The 18,848-nt window shown below is 50.8% G+C and carries 19 protein-coding genes, 2 rRNA genes and 1 other annotated feature (1 of these 22 only partly in view); all 21 genes read right to left on the bottom strand.

What is annotated here, in order from left to right; genetic code table 11:
- Nucleotides 1-46: 46 nt before the first annotated feature.
- Entirely contained in the window at nucleotides 47-472 is a 426-nt protein-coding gene (gene rplK, locus FED52_RS00520; protein ID WP_021066593.1) for a 50S ribosomal protein L11, read from the bottom strand.
- Nucleotides 473-620: 148 nt separating this feature from the next.
- Nucleotides 621-1,172 carry a transcription termination/antitermination protein NusG gene (nusG, locus tag FED52_RS00515; RefSeq protein ID WP_138858560.1) on the bottom strand — a complete coding sequence of 184 codons (552 nt, stop codon included), beginning with the start codon at nucleotides 1,170-1,172 and terminating at the stop codon, nucleotides 621-623.
- A gap of 17 nt (nucleotides 1,173-1,189) precedes the next feature.
- Nucleotides 1,190-1,360, bottom strand: a complete 171-nt coding sequence (secE, locus tag FED52_RS00510; RefSeq protein WP_138858559.1) for a preprotein translocase subunit SecE — start codon at nucleotides 1,358-1,360, stop codon at nucleotides 1,190-1,192.
- Nucleotides 1,361-1,394: 34 nt separating this feature from the next.
- On the bottom strand, nucleotides 1,395-1,541 hold the full coding sequence (rpmG, locus tag FED52_RS00505; RefSeq protein WP_034781727.1) for a 50S ribosomal protein L33: 147 nt from the start codon (nucleotides 1,539-1,541) through the stop codon (nucleotides 1,395-1,397).
- Between the two features lie 127 nt (nucleotides 1,542-1,668).
- A complete protein-coding gene (sigH, locus tag FED52_RS00500) occupies nucleotides 1,669-2,310 on the bottom strand; it encodes an RNA polymerase sporulation sigma factor SigH (protein WP_034781729.1) in 642 nt (213 codons plus the stop codon).
- 221 nt (nucleotides 2,311-2,531) lie between these two features.
- Nucleotides 2,532-3,059: a YacP-like NYN domain-containing protein gene (locus tag FED52_RS00495; RefSeq protein WP_034781731.1), complete on the bottom strand. Its 528-nt coding sequence runs from the start codon at nucleotides 3,057-3,059 to the stop codon at nucleotides 2,532-2,534.
- Nucleotides 3,056-3,808 carry a 23S rRNA (guanosine(2251)-2'-O)-methyltransferase RlmB gene (gene rlmB / locus FED52_RS00490; RefSeq protein ID WP_034781752.1) on the bottom strand — a complete coding sequence of 251 codons (753 nt, stop codon included), beginning with the start codon at nucleotides 3,806-3,808 and terminating at the stop codon, nucleotides 3,056-3,058. Before rlmB ends, FED52_RS00495 begins: the two co-directional genes overlap by 4 nt.
- Nucleotides 3,809-3,914: 106 nt before the next feature.
- Nucleotides 3,915-4,322, bottom strand: a complete 408-nt coding sequence (locus FED52_RS00485) for a Mini-ribonuclease 3 (RefSeq protein WP_138858558.1) — start codon at nucleotides 4,320-4,322, stop codon at nucleotides 3,915-3,917.
- A complete protein-coding gene (gene cysS, locus FED52_RS00480; protein WP_138858557.1) occupies nucleotides 4,319-5,716 on the bottom strand; it encodes a cysteine--tRNA ligase in 1,398 nt (465 codons plus the stop codon). The genes FED52_RS00485 and cysS overlap by 4 nt, the downstream gene beginning before the upstream one ends.
- Nucleotides 5,685-6,374, bottom strand: coding sequence for a serine O-acetyltransferase (cysE, locus tag FED52_RS00475; RefSeq protein ID WP_138858556.1), 690 nt, complete (start codon nucleotides 6,372-6,374; stop codon nucleotides 5,685-5,687). Before cysE ends, cysS begins: the two co-directional genes overlap by 32 nt.
- A gap of 49 nt (nucleotides 6,375-6,423) precedes the next feature.
- Nucleotides 6,424-6,627 (bottom strand) — a binding site (T-box leader).
- The gene (gltX, locus tag FED52_RS00470; RefSeq protein ID WP_205729365.1) at nucleotides 6,624-8,081 is read right to left on the bottom strand and encodes a glutamate--tRNA ligase; all 1,458 of its coding nucleotides are present in this window, start codon (nucleotides 8,079-8,081) and stop codon (nucleotides 6,624-6,626) included. It overlaps the preceding feature by 4 nt.
- A 45-nt stretch (nucleotides 8,082-8,126) precedes the next feature.
- Complete coding sequence (ispF, locus tag FED52_RS00465) at nucleotides 8,127-8,600, bottom strand: 2-C-methyl-D-erythritol 2,4-cyclodiphosphate synthase (RefSeq protein ID WP_021066582.1); 474 nt, start codon at nucleotides 8,598-8,600, stop codon at nucleotides 8,127-8,129.
- Nucleotides 8,597-9,274, bottom strand: coding sequence for a 2-C-methyl-D-erythritol 4-phosphate cytidylyltransferase (ispD, locus tag FED52_RS00460; RefSeq protein ID WP_138858554.1), 678 nt, complete (start codon nucleotides 9,272-9,274; stop codon nucleotides 8,597-8,599). The genes ispF and ispD overlap by 4 nt, the downstream gene beginning before the upstream one ends.
- 59 nt (nucleotides 9,275-9,333) lie before the next feature.
- The gene (locus FED52_RS00455) at nucleotides 9,334-10,398 is read right to left on the bottom strand and encodes a PIN/TRAM domain-containing protein (RefSeq protein WP_034781740.1); all 1,065 of its coding nucleotides are present in this window, start codon (nucleotides 10,396-10,398) and stop codon (nucleotides 9,334-9,336) included.
- 115 nt (nucleotides 10,399-10,513) lie between these two features.
- The gene (radA, locus tag FED52_RS00450) at nucleotides 10,514-11,890 is read right to left on the bottom strand and encodes a DNA repair protein RadA (RefSeq protein ID WP_034781742.1); all 1,377 of its coding nucleotides are present in this window, start codon (nucleotides 11,888-11,890) and stop codon (nucleotides 10,514-10,516) included.
- 54 nt (nucleotides 11,891-11,944) lie between these two features.
- Nucleotides 11,945-14,380, bottom strand: a complete 2,436-nt coding sequence (clpC, locus tag FED52_RS00445) for an ATP-dependent protease ATP-binding subunit ClpC (protein ID WP_138858553.1) — start codon at nucleotides 14,378-14,380, stop codon at nucleotides 11,945-11,947.
- A 24-nt stretch (nucleotides 14,381-14,404) separates the two neighbouring features.
- Nucleotides 14,405-15,448 carry a protein arginine kinase gene (locus FED52_RS00440; RefSeq protein WP_205729346.1) on the bottom strand — a complete coding sequence of 348 codons (1,044 nt, stop codon included), beginning with the start codon at nucleotides 15,446-15,448 and terminating at the stop codon, nucleotides 14,405-14,407.
- The gene (locus tag FED52_RS13945; protein ID WP_240731275.1) at nucleotides 15,448-15,657 is read right to left on the bottom strand and encodes a UvrB/UvrC motif-containing protein; all 210 of its coding nucleotides are present in this window, start codon (nucleotides 15,655-15,657) and stop codon (nucleotides 15,448-15,450) included. Before FED52_RS13945 ends, FED52_RS00440 begins: the two co-directional genes overlap by 1 nt.
- Nucleotides 15,658-15,901: 244 nt before the next feature.
- Nucleotides 15,902-16,369 (bottom strand): CtsR family transcriptional regulator, encoded by a 468-nt coding sequence (locus FED52_RS00430; protein ID WP_114166644.1) that lies wholly within the window; start codon nucleotides 16,367-16,369, stop codon nucleotides 15,902-15,904.
- A gap of 149 nt (nucleotides 16,370-16,518) precedes the next feature.
- Nucleotides 16,519-16,634: ribosomal RNA gene (rrf, locus tag FED52_RS00425) — 5S ribosomal RNA — on the bottom strand.
- Between the two features lie 56 nt (nucleotides 16,635-16,690).
- A 23S ribosomal RNA gene (locus tag FED52_RS00420) occupies nucleotides 16,691-18,848 on the bottom strand (it continues 756 nt past the right edge of the window).

The following is an 18,848-nucleotide window of genomic DNA, read 5'->3' as shown; positions in this document are numbered from 1 at the left end:
TTGAAGGTGAGCATAATATTCACCGACAATCCCAGAGACTAATAAATTAGTCTTCGATTACAATACCCATACTACGCGCAGTACCTTCAACCATAAGCATCGCTGTTTCAACAGACGACGCGTTAAGGTCAGGCATTTTAAGTTCAGCGATTTCGCGAACTTTATCACGCTTAACCGTTGCTACCTTCTTACGGTTTGGTTCACCAGAACCGCTCTCGATACCAGCAGCTTTCTTCAAAAGAACTGCAGCTGGTGGAGTTTTCGTAATGAATGTAAACGAACGATCTTCGTATACCGTAATGACTACAGGAATAATCAATCCGGCTTGGTCTTGTGTACGAGCGTTGAACTCTTTACAGAATCCCATGATGTTAACACCTGCTTGACCAAGTGCTGGACCTACTGGTGGTGCTGGGTTAGCTTTACCAGCTGGGATTTGAAGTTTAACGAGTTTAGTAACTTTTTTCGCCACGAGACACACCTCCTTAAGTCTAAAATGTGGTTTCTTGGACGTTGTGCGCCCTCCCACTCAATCTATTAGGTCGAGTTTGTACCGAAATATAGCACAACATCAAACATTTCCGATTGTACCATCCGTTTGCGAGAATGGCAAGCGGGTATTAGTTAATTTTCTGAACATGTTCGAAATCAAGCTCAATTTTTGTTTCACGGCCGAACATGTCAACGACAACTTTGAGCTTCTCTTTATCGGCTTCGATTTCATCAATCGTTCCTTCGAAGTTCTCAAATGCGCCTTCTTTGACACGGACGAGGTCGCCGAGTTCGTAGTTGTAACGATCTTTCTTCTCGATGAGACCCATCTGTGACAAGACGTTCGTCACTTCGTCCGGTTGAAGCGGGATCGGCTTGGCGCCGCCGCCCGTTGAACCGAGGAAGCCGGTGACGTTCGGCGTGTTCCGCACGACGTACCACGAGTCGTCAGTCATGACCATCTCGACGAAGACGTAACCTGGGAAGCTCTTCACTTCTTTTTCTTTAATCTTCTTCTCGCCACTCTTGAGCGTGACTTCTTCTTGCGTTGTTTCAGTCGGAACGAGGACGCGGAAAATTTTATCTTCCATGTTCATCGAACCGATCCGACGTTCTAGGTTTTCTTTGACGTTGTTTTCAAATCCAGAATACGTCTGGACAACAAACCATTGTTTCTCCACGGCTTTCACCTCTTTCCTTAGTTGATTAATAGGTTGACGAAATAGCTGACACCAGTATCTACGCCGAACACGAACAGGCCGATCACGACGACCGTCGCGATGACCGTGATGGTATATTTTGTGAGCTCTTTACGAGTCGGCCAACTCGTTTTCTTTAACTCTTTCCATACATCGCGCAAAAAGTTCATGGTAGCTTCCTCCTACGTTGAATGCCAATCTACATTACTTCGATTCTCGGTGTGTCGTATGCGCATTGCAACGCCGACAGAACTTTTTCAGCTCGAGCCGTGTCGTCACGTCGTCTTGTTTCATAGTCGAATAACCGCTCGACCCGCAATCCGAACACGCGAGACTTACTTTCTTTGCCATTCATGAGCGCCCCTTTCGACAGCTCTCCTATAAAAAAGAGCGAAAAAAAAACGCCTCCTGTAAATGGCGTCTACGGACAAGGCGCTGCCTTAAAAGTATCACATAGGAGGCGTGCGGTCAATATCGGTTAGCTCGTCATCGTTTTGACGTCGACATGCCGCTCAAACTTTTTCTTCACGCGCTGTAACGCATTATCAATCGATTTCACATGGCGGTCGAGGTCGTCCGAGATTTCTTGGTACGAACGGCCATCCAAATAAAGACGCAACACTTTTCGTTCCAAGTCACTCAGGAGCTCTTCCATCTTTTCTTCCATGAATAGTTGTTCTTCTCGCGTCACGAGCAAATCCTGCGGGTCCGTCGGATGCGGCGGCAAGATCACATCGAGCAGTGTCCGATCCGACTCGTCGTCAAAGATTGGCTTGTCGAGCGAGACGTAAGAATTGAGCGGGATATGCTTTTGACGGGTCGCCGTTTTGATAGCAGTGATCATTTGACGGGTGATGCACATCTCGGCAAAACTTTTAAACGAGGCGAGCCGCTCATCGCGGTAATCCCGGACACCTTTATACAGACCGATCATGCCTTCTTGCACGATGTCCTCGTGATCGGCACCGATCAAAAAGTAAGACCTTGCCTTCGCCCGGACGAAATATCGGTAACGTTCAATCAAAAACTCAAGAGCGTCGCTATCCCCCTCATTACGCGCAAGAAAGACCAGCTCTTCGTCGGACATGCTTTCGAATTGCTCGTATGGCCATCCGTTCATGTTTCATACCCCCCGGCGATTGATGAACTTATGTAAGTTTGTGCTCTCATTATAGGCGTCGGTTAAAACGACCGTCAAATAAAATTCTAAAAATTCCGTCAATTACACATCGTGTAACTCATACATCTATTAGTATACAACATTTCTTTCCAAATAAATGTCAAATTAAAAACAAAAGACGAGTCCATTTGATGAACTCGTCTGTGATATCCTTCACCGCCTCATTTACGACGGCGTATTTCTTCCAATCGGGCTCTTATGTCTGGTGAAAGGTCAATCGTTTTTCGATTCGACCGATCCTGCTCGAGTGCCGACCGTTCTTTTTCAATCAACACCTGGGCGTGCTTCCAATCCTTCAGTAACTCATTGGCAGGAACCCGGAGCGCTCCTTGTCCGAAGATAACCCACTGTTCGGTGAAGTCGTTCGTCGCGACAAACAACGTCACGAGCCGATCATCGACAAGGGCGTGCGCACGGCGTTCAATCCATTCATCCGCCGTTTCGTTTTCTTTCGTATAGACGACCGCGACACGACTCTGATTCGCTTTCGATTCCCGCCCGTATCGCATATGGGCATCGAAGACGATTGTCACTTCGCGACCCGTGACCGCTTGGTACTCGGCCATCGCTTCAATCAAATCGTTTCGTGCTTTCTCAAAATCGATGTCTCGCAACTTTCGAAGGTGCGGCCATGCGCCAATAATGTTATATCCATCCACGAGGAGCAATTCCCGTTTCTTGATGCTCATGACAATGGGTTACGTGAGCGATGCACTTCATACAAGAGAAGCGCGGCCGCGACCGAGGCGTTCAGCGATGTGACGTGACCGACCATCGGCATGTGGACGAGGAAGTCACACGATTCGCGTACGAGGCGGCTCATCCCTTTACCTTCACTACCGATGACAACGACGAGCGGCATGTTCCCATCGAGGCGACGATAATCTTGGCTCTCGCTCGCGTCTGTCCCGACAACCCATAGTCCTTTCTCTTTCAGTTCTTCAAGCGTCCGCGTCAAGTTTGTGACGCGTGCGACCGGAATGTACTCGATTGCGCCTGTCGAAGCTTTCGCCACCGTCTGCGTCAAACCGACCGAGCGGCGCTTCGGAATGATAATCCCGTGCGCCCCGACCGCATCCGCTGTCCGTAAAATCGAACCCAGGTTATGCGGGTCTTCGAGTTCATCGAGCAGAATGAACAACGGCGTTTCTCCTTTTGACTCGGCAAGGGCGAACATATCTTCGATCGACTTATATTCGTAGGCGGCGACCGCGGCGACAACACCTTGGTGATGTTCGCTACCGGCCATTTTCTCGAGTTTCGTTTTCGGGACGAACGAGACTTGAACCGATGCCTCGTTGGCCATGCCGATGATTTGAGCGAGCGGCCCCTTCTGTTGCCCTTCCATAATAAAGACCTTGTTCATATCGCGACCGCTCCGGAGCGCTTCCATCACCGGGTTGCGCCCGTAAAGGAAGTCGATTCCTTCCTCGAGCACGTCGACTTCTTGATAGTCTGGTCGTTCTAGTTTTTGGCGCTTCGGTCGATCATTTCGTTCGCCGCGTGGACGATCAAATGAGCGTTGCTCATGCGCTCTTCCTCCGTCATGTCGTTTCGAATGACTCGGTTTCGAGCCATGTGAACGCTTGTTCGATGAGTTCTTCAAGACGATCCCTTCTTTCCATTAGATATGTGTAACCAATCAATGCTTCGAACGCTGTCGAATAGCGATACGTATGAACATCTGTCCGCTTCGGGATTGAACCGGATTTCGCGTTCTTCCCACGGCGGACGACAGCCGCTTCATCATCACTCAAGACACCTGTCTCGAGCCAGTGGGTCACGATCCCAGCCTGCGCTGCCGCATTCACGTAGCGGATGGCGCCACGGTGTAGGTCGTTCGGCTTCGTCATCCCTTGTCCGAGCAGTCGTTTGCGTACCGCCATCTCATAGACGGCGTCCCCCATATAGGCGAGGGCGAGGGCGTTCAGTTGAGGGGCGAGTTGTTTCATAACCGCTTCCACCGCACCCCTTGGGCTGTATCTTCGAGTTGAATCTTCTGTTCTTTCAAGAGATCTCGAATCTCATCGGCACGCGCGAAATTCCGCTCCGCCCGAGCCGTGTTCCGCTCTTGAATCAATTGATCAATTTCCGCGTCAAGAAGCTCTAGCTCTTTCTTGATTGTCAAACCAAGCACACCTGTCAATTCTTCGAAGAGAGCGATCACGTGTTCGAGCGTGACTTTTGAGACGTGGTCCGCTTTTGCGTAGATGTTCGCTTCACGTGCCAAGTCAAATAGGACGGTCACTGCATTCGCCGTATTGATATCATCATCCATCGCTTCGATAAACGTTGTTTTAATCGTCGCAAGCTTGCGTTCCATCGCCTCGCTCGGCTCTTCAAGGCCGGCCGTGACCGATAAGCGGTATTCAACGTTTTGATACGACTCCTTGATGCGATCCCATCCGTTCGCCGCTTGCTCGATCAACTCACGGCTATAGTTGATTGGATGACGATAGTGGACCGATAACATGAAGAAGCGGAGCACCATCGCATCCACTTCCTTCAACGCCTCATGGACGAGCAGGAAGTTCCCGAGCGATTTTGACATCTTTTCATTCTCGATATTGATGAATCCGTTATGCAGCCAATAGTTGGCGAACTTCGTATGGTTGCACGCCTCCGATTGGGCAATCTCGTTCTCGTGGTGCGGGAACTTCAAGTCATGGCCCCCGGCGTGAATGTCGATTGTCGTGCCAAGGTGTTTTTTCGCCATCGCTGAACACTCGATGTGCCAGCCTGGACGACCTTGTCCCCATGGACTCTCCCATGCCGGCTCACCTGGTTTCGCGGCTTTCCACAAGACGAAATCGAGCGGGTCTTCTTTCTTTTCCCCGACGTCGACACGTGATCCCGCGCGTAAGTCTTCAATCGACTGCTGGCTCAATTTGCCATACGTCTCAAACTTACGCGTCCGGAAATAGACGTCCCCGCCTGCTTCATACGCAAAGTCCTGCGTCTCGAGTTCGCGGATGAATGTGATAATCTCTTCCATCGTGTCCGTGACACGTGGATGGACGTCCGCCGGCAATACGTTCAAGGCACCCGTGTCTGCCAAATACGCGTCGATATACCGATTCGTCAACGTACCGACGTCTTCTCCGAGCTCATTGGCGGTCCGAATGATTTTATCGTCGACATCTGTAAAGTTGAGGACGTATTTGACGTCATAGCCTCGATACGCTAAATAACGACGAACTGTATCGAAGGCGATGGCCGGCCGGGCGTTACCGACGTGAATGTAATTGTAGACGGTCGGTCCACATACATACATCGACACTTTCCCAGGTACGATTGGTACAAACGGCTCTTTTTTATTCGTGAGGCTGTTGTAAAACTGAATCATGTGTATTCTCCTCCATCCGTTTCTCTAATGAAGCAAGTTTGTCTTCTAGCTGAGCGACGGCACGTTCCAGCCGCTCTTGGCACTCGCGGTCCGGGTCGGGGAAGCGGTGATCGAGATCATGCTGCTTAACCCGTTCGCCGTTCCGGATGACGACCCGGCCTGGAATCCCAACGACCGTCGAGTCGGATGGGACGTCTTTTAAAACGACAGAACTCGCCCCGATTTTGACGCAATCGCCAATCGTGATATTGCCGAGCACTTTCGCCCCGGCAGAGATGAGGACATCATTCCCGATCGTCGGGTGACGTTTCCCTTTCTCTTTTCCCGTTCCGCCGAGCGTCACGCCCTGATAAATCGTTACATTGTTACCGATAATCGCCGTCTCACCAATGACGATGCCAAACCCGTGATCGATAAAGAGACGTTCACCGATGACCGCACCGGGATGAATCTCAATTCCCGTCAACCAACGGCTCGTCTGCGCGATTAACTTCGCCATTAACTTGACTTTGCGCGTCCATAGACCGTGCGCGATTCGATGTGCCCACAGGGCGTGTAACCCTGGATAGGTCAAGACGACCTCTATTTTTGATCTTGCGGCCGGGTCGAGTTCGAGCACGTTTCGTATATCGTCGCTCACACTTTTCCAAAATCCCATAATTGTTCTCCTTTTCCATATCAAAAACAAAGACGCCCCTGTGCCAAGGCACAGAGACGCCGTAAGCGCGGTTCCACTCTGTTTGGGAAAGTTCCCCTCTCATGTCTCGTTAACGCCGAGTCGCGGTCCCGACTACGTATCGCCGGAACGGCTCCGAGGTGCACTTCGACGGGGGACGCTTCTAGAACTTCCAGCCTAGGTTCTAGTCTCTGTTAAGTGTCATACCGCTTACTTTCCTCATCGTTGCCTTTAAGCTAATAATGTTGTGAGACGTGCCAAGACACGCTCTTTGCCAATTAGTGAAATGGCGTTCGGAAGCTCTGGTCCGTGCGTCTGCCCGGTCGTCGCGACCCGGATCGGCATGAACAAGTTCTTTCCTTTTTGGCCAGTCGCCTTTTGTGTCGCTTTCGTCGCTGCTTTGACGGCTTCCGGTGTGAAGTCTTCGATTGCTTCAAGTTGAGCCTTGAATTCGGCGAGGACAGCCGGTACCGTTTCTCCAGCGAGGACCGCATTGGCCTCTTCGTCGTATTCGACCTCGTCTTTAAAGAACAGGTCCGTCAACGTCACGATTTCAGCACCGTGTGTCATTTGTTCTTTATAGAGGGCGATCAACGCTGTCGCCCAATCGGCTTGTTCTATCGACAAGGCGTTCGGTAAACGTCCTGCTTCTTGTAAGAATGGTAAACTGAGTGCCACCACTTCGTCAAGCGAAGCCTGTTTCATATAGACGCTGTTGATCCAAGCAAGCTTCTGTTGGTCAAAGACGGCCGGGCTCTTCGACAAACGACTCGCATCAAACATCTCGATGAGCGCTTCTTTCGTGAAGATCTCCTCTTCTCCGACCGGCGACCAACCGAGGAGCGAGATGAAGTTAAAGAGTGCCCCTGGAAGGTATCCGAGATCAGCGTATTGTTCGATAAACTGAATGATCGACTCATCACGCTTCGATAACTTCTTATGGTTCTCGTTATAAATCAATGTCATATGACCAAACGCCGGATAGTCCCAACCGAGCGCGTCATAGACCATCATCTGTTTCGGTGTGTTGGCGATATGATCATCCCCGCGCAACACGTGGCTGATTTTCATCAAGTGATCGTCGACGACGACAGCAAAGTTATATGTCGGGATCCCATCCTGTTTGACGATGACCCAATCGCCGAAGTCCTTCGATTCGAACGAGACGTCGCCTTTGACGACATCCGTCCACTTGTACGTGACCGCTTCTGGTACGCGAATCCGAATCGATGGTTTACGTCCCTCAGCTTCGAACGCCGCACGTTCTTCTTCGCTCAAGTTACGATGGGCTCCCGAATAACGAGGTGCTTCGCCACGTGCGATTTGGGCTTCGCGCTCCGCCTCAAGTTCTTCAGACGTCATATAGCACTTGTATGCGAGCCCCTTGTCCATCAACTCGTTCACGTATTGATTGTAAAGGTCGAGGCGTTCCATTTGGAAGTACGGGCCGAAGTCGCCGCCGCGGCCTGGGCCTTCATCCCAATCGATGCCGAGCCATTCCAAGTATTTCATTTGGCTCTCGACACCGTTCTCGACGTTCCGTTTCTGGTCCGTATCCTCGATTCGGAGAATCATCTTCCCGCCAGCATGGCGAGCATATAAATAGTTAAATAGCGCGGTCCGGGCGTTCCCGATATGAAGGTGACCCGTCGGACTCGGCGCATAGCGTACGCGCACTTCACTCATAATATTTCCACCTTTCTTCTCTTCTGCCCAAATAGTATACCACTTTTGTCAAGCGCGGTTGAGCAGGATGACCGCCTGAGCGGCAATTCCTTCTTCACGTCCTGTGAAGCCGAGCTTTTCGGTCGTCGTCGCTTTGACGTTCACTTGGCTGATATCCGCTTCAAGCAACTCGGCGATGACCGCTCGCATATCGTCGATGTACGTGCGAAGCTTCGGCCGCTCCGCCATCACTGTCGCATCGACGTTGCCGAGCACATAGCCTTCTGCTTTGACGAGTTGCCACACGTGTTGTAACAATACTTTCGAGTCTGCATCCTTAAACTCAGGGTCCGTGTCCGGGAAATGCTTGCCAATATCGCCCGCTGCAATCGCCCCGAGCGCCGCGTCGGCAATCGTATGCAACAAGACGTCAGCATCTGAGTGGCCAAGTAGACCGCGGTCATGCGGAATCTCGATTCCTCCTAAAATAAGCGGACGCCCTTCCGCGAACGCGTGTACATCAAATCCTTGTCCGATTCTCATCGATAATCCTCCTTCGTTAAAATCGCTTCTCCAAACAATAAATCTTCTGGGGTTGTCATTTTAATGTTGTGGTAATCCCCCGGGATAATCGTCACCCGTTGCCCGGTCCATTCGAATAGACTGGCATCATCCGTGCCGATAAAACGAGCAGCTTCTGCCCGCTCATGGGCGGCTTGAATGGCGCCTGCCGGAAACGCTTGGGGCGTCTGCGCCAACCATAGTGCCTCACGCGGCACCGTCTGCGTGATGTGTCCGTCCATCACTTGTTTCACCGTATCTTTGACCGGAACAGCGAGAATCGCCCCTGCCGTCTTGGCCGCTTCGGCGATGGCATGAAGTTGGTCAAGGCGCACAAATGGCCGTGCCCCGTCATGAATCAAGACGACATCTTCGGGATTGACGACTTGCAATCCGGCTCGAACGCTCTGTTGTCGTTCTTCCCCACCCGTCACGTATGTAATCGGAGTCTCTAAATGATGCAACTGTCGCTCGAACCACCCTTGTTCCTCAGGACGCACTGCGAGCACGATGCGCTCACACCATGCATCTTTCGAGAACGCTTCGACCGTCCATACGATAATCGGCTTCCCTTGTAACGTCAGCATCAATTTATTCTCATCGGCTCCCATCCGCTTCCCTTTCCCTGCGGCTGGGATGACCACGGTATAACGCACCATTCCATTCACCTCTGTTCGTGAAAAAAGAGAGCGCTAATGCGTCTCTTTTTCCATGCTTATTCAGGACGCGCAAAAATCATACGGCCAGCCGATGTTTGAAGAACGCTCGTCACGACAACAGGCAATGTCTTCGAAATCAACTTGCGCCCACCTTCAACGACGACCATCGTGCCGTCTTCGAGGTACGCGACGCCTTGATTTTGTTCTTTACCTTCTTTAATGACCGTCACGACCATCTCTTCCCCCGGGATGACAATCTGTTTGACTGAATTTGCCAAATCATTAATGTTCAGCACAGGGACATTTCGAACTTCGCACACTTTATTCAAGTTGTAGTCGTTCGTGACGACAATCCCTTTTTTCAATTCGGCCAACTTGATCAATTTAATGTCCACTTCGGCGACGTCTTCAAAGTCCCCATCATAGATTTCTACTTCGATGCGGTCGTTGTCTTGTAACTCCTTCAAAATATCAAGACCGCGACGACCACGGTTCCGCTTCAACGTATCCGACGAATCGGCGATATATTGAAGCTCGCCGATGACGAATTGTGGCACGATGAGCGTGCCTTCGATGAAACCGGTCTTCGAAATGTCGGCGATCCGACCGTCGATAATGACGCTCGTATCCAAAATTTTATCGTTCGAGCGGCGCAACGGTTCTGCTTCCGGCTTCTCGCGTTCACTCTTGACGAACAGTTTAATCCATTCGTTCCGCTTCCGATAGCCGACAGCGAAACCGAAGTACCCGAACAAGGCGGTCACGAAAATCGGTACAATTTTGCTGAGTAAGAAGATATTTGTTACTTCTAATGAGACACTGATCAAAAAGGCAATCAACAAACCAATAATCAATCCGATCGACCCGAACAAAATATCACCGACCGGTAAACGGACGAGCCGTTCTTCAACAAAACGGATAAATTTAACGACCCCATCGGTCAAGAATAAACTAAGAATGAAGAAGATAAGTCCACCAATCAAACTAGCCACATAAGGAATCGTCAACCAAGCCGGTACATTCACTCCGAGGTCACCTAACAGCAACATCGCTTCGATAATTCCAAACCAACCGACGACGAGTCCGATCAATATAAATCCGATTCGTACAGCAATCTTCACTCATTCCACCTCCTTCATTATGAATTAAAATTTCAAGAAATTAACACTTTCATTGTAACACGGTTCTTTTGAAAGCGTTCGTTACAAAGCGTTAAAAACTGCCGGAAGCGCCCCGTCAGAACGGGATAGCGAGTTGGAGCGCTTCATCGACAGTACTGACACCGACGACATCGATACCAGGCGGGGCTGTCCAGCCCCCGAGGTTGTTTTTCGGAATGATGGCCCGGGTGAAACCAAGCTTGGCCGCTTCAGCGACACGTTGCTCAATCCGTGACACCCGCCGTACCTCACCGGTCAATCCGACTTCGCCGATACATACATCCGTCGGACGGGTCGGACGGTCCCGGAAGCTTGATGCGATCGAAATACAAATGGCCAAGTCGATGGCCGGTTCGTCCAATTTAACGCCCCCGGCCGCCTTCAAATAAGCGTCTTGCGTTTGGAGCAAGAGACCCGAACGCTTCTCGAGCACAGCCATGAGAAGGGCGACCCGGTTCTGGTCAATCCCTGTTGCCATCCGACGTGGATTTCCGAATGAGGTCGGGGAAATTAATGCCTGCAGCTCGACGAGCACCGTCCGCGTCCCTTCCATCGACGCGACGACAGTTGAGCCCGAGACACCGGCAGTCCGTTCTTCTAGGAAAATTTCAGACGGATTGAGCACTTCTTCGAGACCGCCTTCCTTCATTTCAAAGATACCGATCTCGTTCGTCGATCCGAACCGATTTTTGACGGCCCGTAAAATACGGAACGTGTGGTGACGTTCGCCTTCAAAGTAAAGGACGGCATCGACCATATGCTCGAGCAGACGAGGTCCCGCAATCGAACCTTGTTTCGTCACGTGACCGACGATAAAGACGGCAATTCCACGGGTCTTGGCGATTTTCATGAGCGCTGCCGTACATTCCCGAACTTGGGCGACACTACCTGGCGCCGACTGGATCTCATCCATATAGACGGTTTGAATCGAGTCGATAATGACGAACCCTGGTTCCTCTTCATCGATGACCCGTTCAATCATCAACATATCCGTCTCCGCGAGGACATATAAGTCCTCGGTCGGGAGGCCAAGCCGCTCGGCGCGAAGTTTCGTCTGTTTGAGCGATTCTTCCCCGGAAATATAGAGCACTTTCCGTCCACTGTGCGCCAAATGGGCGCTCACTTGAAGCAAAATCGTCGACTTTCCGATTCCCGGATCGCCACCGACGAGGACGAGTGAGCCTGGAACGATTCCGCCCCCGAGCACACGGTCAAACTCTTGACTGTTCGTATGGACCCGCGTCTCTTCTTGTGACACAACGTCCGACAGACGCTCCGGCTTCAGCTGTCTCGAGGAGCTATGAACGAAGGCGGCCCCCCGCTTTGCCTTTTTCTCTTCGACAAACTCTTCAACGAGTGTGTTCCATTCATTACATCCTGGGCAACGCCCCATCCATTTTGCGGATTCGTACCCGCATGACTGACATACGTATTTCGTTTTAATTTTTGCCATGATGTTCCTTTCCGTCTAAAAAAGCCCCCTCACATGAGAGAGGGAGCCTTGTAGTTACTGAACGACACCTTCATTACGGACGACGAATTCGCCGTCTTGTACATCGAGCGCCACTTTGCTGCCTTTTGTGATGCTGCCGCTGAGCATCGCCTCTGAGAGTCGGTCCTCAACCTCACGCTGGAGCGCACGGCGGAGTGGACGAGCCCCGTATTCCGGGTCGTACCCGACTTCAGCGATTTTCTCGAGCGCTGATTCGGTGAGACTGAAATCAATGCCTTGTTCTCCGAGACGTTTCGTAAGTGTCTTGGCCATAAGTTTGACAATTTCTTGGATGTGCTCTTTTTGGAGCGAGTGGAAGACGGTGATCTCGTCAATCCGGTTCAAGAACTCGGGACGGAACGCTTTTTTCAACTCTTCCGTGACTTTGTCTTTCATTTCGGTATATTCACGTTTCACATCATCTTCAACCGTGAACCCGACATATTTGTTGCGTTTGAGGGCTGCCGCACCGACGTTTGACGTCATGATGATGACCGTGTTCCGGAAGTCGACCGTACGCCCTTTCGAGTCAGTCAAGCGACCGTCATCGAGCACTTGAAGCAAGATGTTGAACACTTCAGGGTGGGCCTTCTCAATCTCATCAAGCAAGATGACCGAATATGGCTTGCGACGAACCTTCTCAGTCAATTGACCACCTTCTTCATAGCCGACGTAACCTGGAGGCGATCCGACGAGACGGCTCGTCGCGTGTTTCTCCATATACTCAGACATGTCGATTCGGATGATGGCGTCTTCGTCACCGAACAACGCTTCAGCCACGGCACGAGCCAACTCGGTTTTCCCGACACCAGTTGGTCCGAGGAATACGAACGAACCGATCGGACGTTTCGGATCTTTCAATCCGGCACGAGCCCGGCGAATCGCCCGCGAAATCGATTTGACGGCCTCATCTTGACCGATGACCCGCCCGTGGAGAATCGATTCGAGTTTGAGGAGACGATCTGTCTCTTCTTCGGCAATCTTCGTCACCGGGACACCTGTCCAGTTGGCGACGACTTGCGCGATATCTTCTTTCGTTACTTCGAGTTTTTCATTCCCTTGCTTATTCTGCCATTCCGACTTGAGCTGTTCGAGCTCATCCCGAAGTTTCTGCTCGGTATCACGTAACGAGGCAGCCTTCTCGAACTCTTGACTCTGTACAGCCGAATCTTTCTCTTTGCGAATCGACTCAAGACGAGCCTCGAGTTCTTTCAAATTCGGCGGTGCCGTGAACGAACGAAGTCTTACTTTCGAAGCAGCCTCATCGACGAGGTCGATCGCTTTATCCGGAAGGAAACGGTCCGAGATGTAGCGGTCCGAGAGAACGACGGCTTCATGAATCGCTTCATCTGTGATCGTGACGCGATGGTGCGCCTCGTAACGGTCACGTAACCCGAAGAGGATTTGTTCTGCCTCATCCGTTGTCGGTTCATTGACTTGGATCGGTTGGAACCGGCGTTCGAGTGCCGCATCTTTCTCGATATACTTCCGGTACTCATCAAGTGTCGTCGCTCCGATACATTGGAGTTCACCACGTGCGAGTGACGGTTTCAAAATGTTCGACGCGTCGATTGCGCCTTCAGCGCCGCCAGCTCCAATCAATGTGTGCAATTCGTCGATGAAAAGAATGACGTTCCCAGCTTGGCGAATCTCATCCATTACCTTTTTCAATCGGTCCTCAAATTCACCGCGGTATTTCGTTCCAGCGACGAGTGTTCCCATATCAAGTACCATGACACGTTTATTACGAAGAGTTTCTGGAACTTCGTTATTAATGATCTGTTGAGCGAGACCTTCGACGACTGCCGTTTTCCCGACCCCTGGTTCCCCAATGAGGACCGGGTTATTTTTTGTCCGGCGAGACAACACTTCGATGACGCGTTGAATCTCGCCAGCGCGGCCGATGACTGGGTCAAGACGCGACTCACGCGCCTGTTGGGTCAAGTCACGGGCCAAGCCGTCTAGCGTTGGTGTCGCGGCACTCGTTCCAGGTTGTGACGCATTAGAAGATGACTCCGTGTTTCCTAAGAGTTGAAGTACTTGCTGACGTGCCTTCGTCAAACTGACACCAAGGTTATTCAAGACACGAGCCGCCACACCTTCACCTTCACGAATCACGCCGAGTAAAATGTGCTCGGTGCCAACGTAAGAATGTCCAAGTTTTCGAGCCTCGTCCATCGAGAGTTCGATTACTTTTTTTGCACGCGGTGTATAGTGAATCGTTGAGCCGTTTTCTGATCCACGGCCAATGAGTGCCTCTACTTCTTGTTGAATCTTTTCAGACGTGAGTCCGAGGGCGAACAGTGCTTTAGCAGCAATCCCTTCCCCTTCCCGGACGAGTCCGAGTAAAATATGTTCTGTACCAATATTATGATGGCCAAGTCGTACCGCTTCCTCTTGTGCTAAAGCTAATACGCGCTGAGCTCGTTCTGTAAATCGACCAAACATCATTGACAAAACCTCCTTAAAGTTGGATCAAACTAAGCCATGATCTAACGTTCGACGAACGAGAGTCGCTCGTTCGCGATTTCGTTCTTTCGTAGATAATGTTTTCCCGAAATGTTTTTGTAGGAAACCTGATTGAAGCTTTACAATTAATTCGTGAAACTGAGGTGGACTCCAGTCGGACAAAATACCAAGGTCACTCGCCAAATGCAAATCCGACAGACGTTCAATCGCTTCTGTCGATGATAACAGTTTCGCATAACGTAAAATTCCGTATGAGCGATAAAACTGGTCCTCTAACTCGTCTTGGTTACGGGCCAGTAGCTCTTCCCGTGCTTGTCGTTCCGCCTGAATGACTTGCTCCGTAACTTCCATAAAATCTGTCAACAACTGTGATTCATGACTGCCGAGTGTGCGTTGATTCGATAATTGAAACAATCGTCCCGCCGCGTCGCTACCTTCTCCATACCGTCCCCGAATCGTATATCCGAGCTTGCGAAGCTCTTTCAATATAGGAGTAATTCGCCCTGTCAACGTTAGCCCTGGAAGATGGAGCATCACTGACGCTCGAAGTCCTGTACCGATATTACTTGGACAAGTCGTTAAATATCCGAGCTGTTCGTCATATGCGTATGGGAGAGATTCGCCACAGAGAACATCGACTCGTTTCGCGAGTTCAAACGCTTCTTCCACTTGATAACCCGGGAGTAACGTTTGAATTCGTAAGTGATCTTCCTCATTAATAAGCACACTGATCGTTTCATCTTCACTTAACAAGACGGCACTTTCTTCTTTTCCAGCAATCGTTGGGCTAATCAAATGTTTTTCAACGAGTGCTTGTCGTGTCACTACATCGTAAGTGCCCATGTGCAAATATTCGAAGCCTTGCAATCCGCCAAGTGACGTTTCAACACGTTGACAAAGCTGATGTTGACTTTCTTTAGATAAAACCGGAGAAAAGACTGTATCTTTTAAGTTACGCGCTAGACGGATACGAGTAGAGATGACTAAGTCATCAAGTTTCGCTCGCTCTTTCATCTTCGGACCGAGTGGATGCTTGAGAAATGGTTCCATCATGCCTCACCTTGTCCTTTCAGCTGAATTATTTCTTTTTTAATTCGCGCTGCACGTTCATAATCTTCTTGTTCGACGGCTCGTTGTAACTCCCCTGCTAACTTTTGGAGTCGCTCTTCGATTCGCTCGTCGGGTGTGCGCAAGGCATCAGGCATCGAACCGACGTGAACATCATGGCCTTGCTGGTACTGCCGAGTGATTTTAATCATTTCATCACGAAATACCGTATAACAAGTAGCGCATCCAGCTTTTCGTAAATGAGCCAGCTCGTTTTGTGTCAGTTGACACGTGGGACAGCGTTTCACGACCGGTACATAACCTGACATGATTTCTACTGTACAATTACGACATAGTTTACGCGTTACAGGAATTCCATTCTCCACTACTTGAATTTCATTGACGGCAGGTCGCCGTTTGCATCGTTCACATAGCATAGATGTATGCCTCCGTCAGTCAATGGTAACTAAGTAATTTCATTAATGCGAGTAACTGTTGTCTTCGAATCAAGTGTCGATCTTCAGCGTTCAAGCCGAGCGCTTCATCTGACAACAAGTGGTACAGCAAACGAACTTCTCGTTCACTTAACATTCCTTCTTCAAACAAGCGAATCAATATATTCTCGACAAGTTGTTCAGAAAGACGAGGATGATCGTGTAAAATATCCATCAAACTAGCCAACACGTCTTGTTTTTCATGCAAAATCACACGACGAATGCGAATATATCCTCCGCCTCCACGCTTACTTTCGACCAAATATCCCTTTTCGACCGTAAAACGCGTGTTGATGACGTAGTTGATTTGAGACGGAACACACTCGAAACGCTTAGCGATATCTTGCCGTTTAATTTCAATCGCTTCGGCCTGGCTCTCCTTCAGCACTTGTTTTAAATACTGTTCGATTACATCCGATATGTTTCTCATCTCCACCACCCTCTGACCATCTTTGACTTTTGACTATATTCTATCATTGATTCAAAAAAAGGCAAACGAAAAGCGATGTCGCAGTTGCGACATCGCTAGATATACAAAAAAAGAACGACCAAGCGGATGCTTGATCGTCCTTCGCGTTGGCCTGGCAACGTCCTATCCTCACAGGGGGAGACCCCCAACTACTTTCGGCGCTGAAGCGCTTAACTTCCGTGTTCGGCATGGGAACGGGTGTGACCACTTCGCCATCGCCACCAGACAAGAGAGATCGTTCTCTCAAAACTGAAGACTCATCAATTCATACAAACCTTAGACTAGATCAAAGCCTCGACCGATTAGTATCATTCAGCTCCACACGTCGCCGTGCTTCCACCCATGACCTATCTACCTCATCGTCTCTGAGGGGTCTTTCTTGATTGCTCAAAGGGAAATCTCATCTCGGAGGGGGCTTCATGCTTAGATGCTTTCAGCACTTATCCCGTCCGCACGTAGCTACCCAGCGATGCTCCTGGCGGAACAACTGGTACACCAGCGGTGCGTCCATCCCGGTCCTCTCGTACTAAGGACAGCTCTCCTCAAATTTCCTGCGCCCACGACGGATAGGGACCGAACTGTCTCACGACGTTCTGAACCCAGCTCGCGTACCGCTTTAATGGGCGAACAGCCCAACCCTTGGGACCTACTCCAGCCCCAGGATGCGATGAGCCGACATCGAGGTGCCAAACCTCCCCGTCGATGTGGACTCTTGGGGGAGATCAGCCTGTTATCCCCAGGGTAGCTTTTATCCGTTGAGCGATGGCCCTTCCATGCGGAACCACCGGATCACTAAGCCCGACTTTCGTCCCTGCTCGACTTGTAGGTCTCGCAGTCAAGCTCCCTTCTGCCTTTGCACTCTTCGAATGATTTCCAACCATTCTGAGGGAACCTTTGGGCGCCTCCGTTACTGTTTAGGAGGCGACCGCCCCAGTCAAACTACCCACCTGACACGGTCCTCCAGCCGGATCACGGCTGCGAGTTAGAGACTCTATACGCAAAGGGTGGTATCCCAAGGGTGTCTCCACCGAAGCTGGCGCTCCGGCTTCACAAACTCCCACCTATCCTGTACATCGCGTACAAAGCCTCAATATCAGGCTGTAGTAAAGCTCCATGGGGTCTTTCCGTCCTGTCGCGGGTAACCTGCATCTTCACAGGTACTATGATTTCACCGGGTCTCTCGTTGAGACAGTGCCCAAATCGTTACGCCTTTCGTGCGGGTCGGAACTTACCCGACAAGGAATTTCGCTACCTTAGGACCGTTATAGTTACGGCCGCCGTTTACTGGGGCTTCGGTTCAGTGCTTCTCTTGCGATGACACATCCCCTTAACCTTCCAGCACCGGGCAGGCGTCAGCCCCTATACTTCATCTTGCGATTTAGCAGAGACCTGTGTTTTTGCTAAACAGTCGTTTGGGCCTATTCACTGCGGCTTATGTTGCCATAAGCGTCCCTTCTCCCGAAGTTACGGGACCATTTTGCCGAGTTCCTTAACGAGAGTTATCCCGCGCGTCTTAGAATTCTCATCTCGCCTACCTGTGTCGGTTTACGGTACTGGCGCCGACCTCCTTACTAGAGGCTTTTCTTGGCAGCGTGAAATCCGGTACTTCGCCCTACGGGCTCCACGTCACAGCTCAGCCTTGTGTGTCGGGCGGATTTGCCAACCCGACGGCCTCGCTGCTTGTCCGTGCACTTCCAGTCGCACGGTTACCTTATCCTTCTGCGTCCCCCCATCGTTCAAACGGTGGTACGGCGGTACAGGAATATCAACCTGTTGTCCATCGCCTACGCCTTTCGGCCTCGGCTTAGGTCCAGACTAACCCTGAGCGGACGAGCCTTCCTCAGGAAACCTTGGGCTTTCGACGGAGGGGATTCTCACCCCTCTTTTCGCTACTCACACCGGCATTCTCACTTCCAAGCGCTCCACGGCTCCTCACGATACCGCTTCACTGCTGCTTGGAACGCTCCCCTACCATCCCTTACGGGATCCATAGCTTCGGTGGTATGTTTAGCCCCGTTACATTTTCGGCGCGGCGTCACTCGACTAGTGAGCTATTACGCACTCTTTGAATGATGGCTGCTTCTAAGCCAACATCCTAGTTGTCTGTGCAACGCCACATCCTTTTCCACTTAACATACACTTGGGGACCTTAGCTGATGGTCTGGGCTGTTTCCCTTTCGACTACGGATCTTATCACTCGCAGTCTGACTCCCGAGTACAAGTTGCCGGCATTCGGAGTTTGACTGAATTCGGTAACCCTGTGGGGGCCCCTAGTCCAATCAGTGCTCTACCTCCGGAACTCTTCACCTCGAGGCTAGCCCTAAAGCTATTTCGGGGAGAACCAGCTATCTCCAGGTTCGATTGGCATTTCACCGCTACCCACACCTCATCCCCGCACTTTTCAACGTGCGTGGGTTCGGACCTCCAGTCAGTGTTACCT

This window comes from Exiguobacterium mexicanum (genome assembly GCF_005960665.1).
Taxonomy (GTDB): Bacteria; Bacillota; Bacilli; order Exiguobacteriales; family Exiguobacteriaceae; genus Exiguobacterium; species Exiguobacterium mexicanum_A.
Note: the sequence above shows the minus strand (reverse complement) of the source record. Positions and strands in the feature narration are given on the sequence as shown.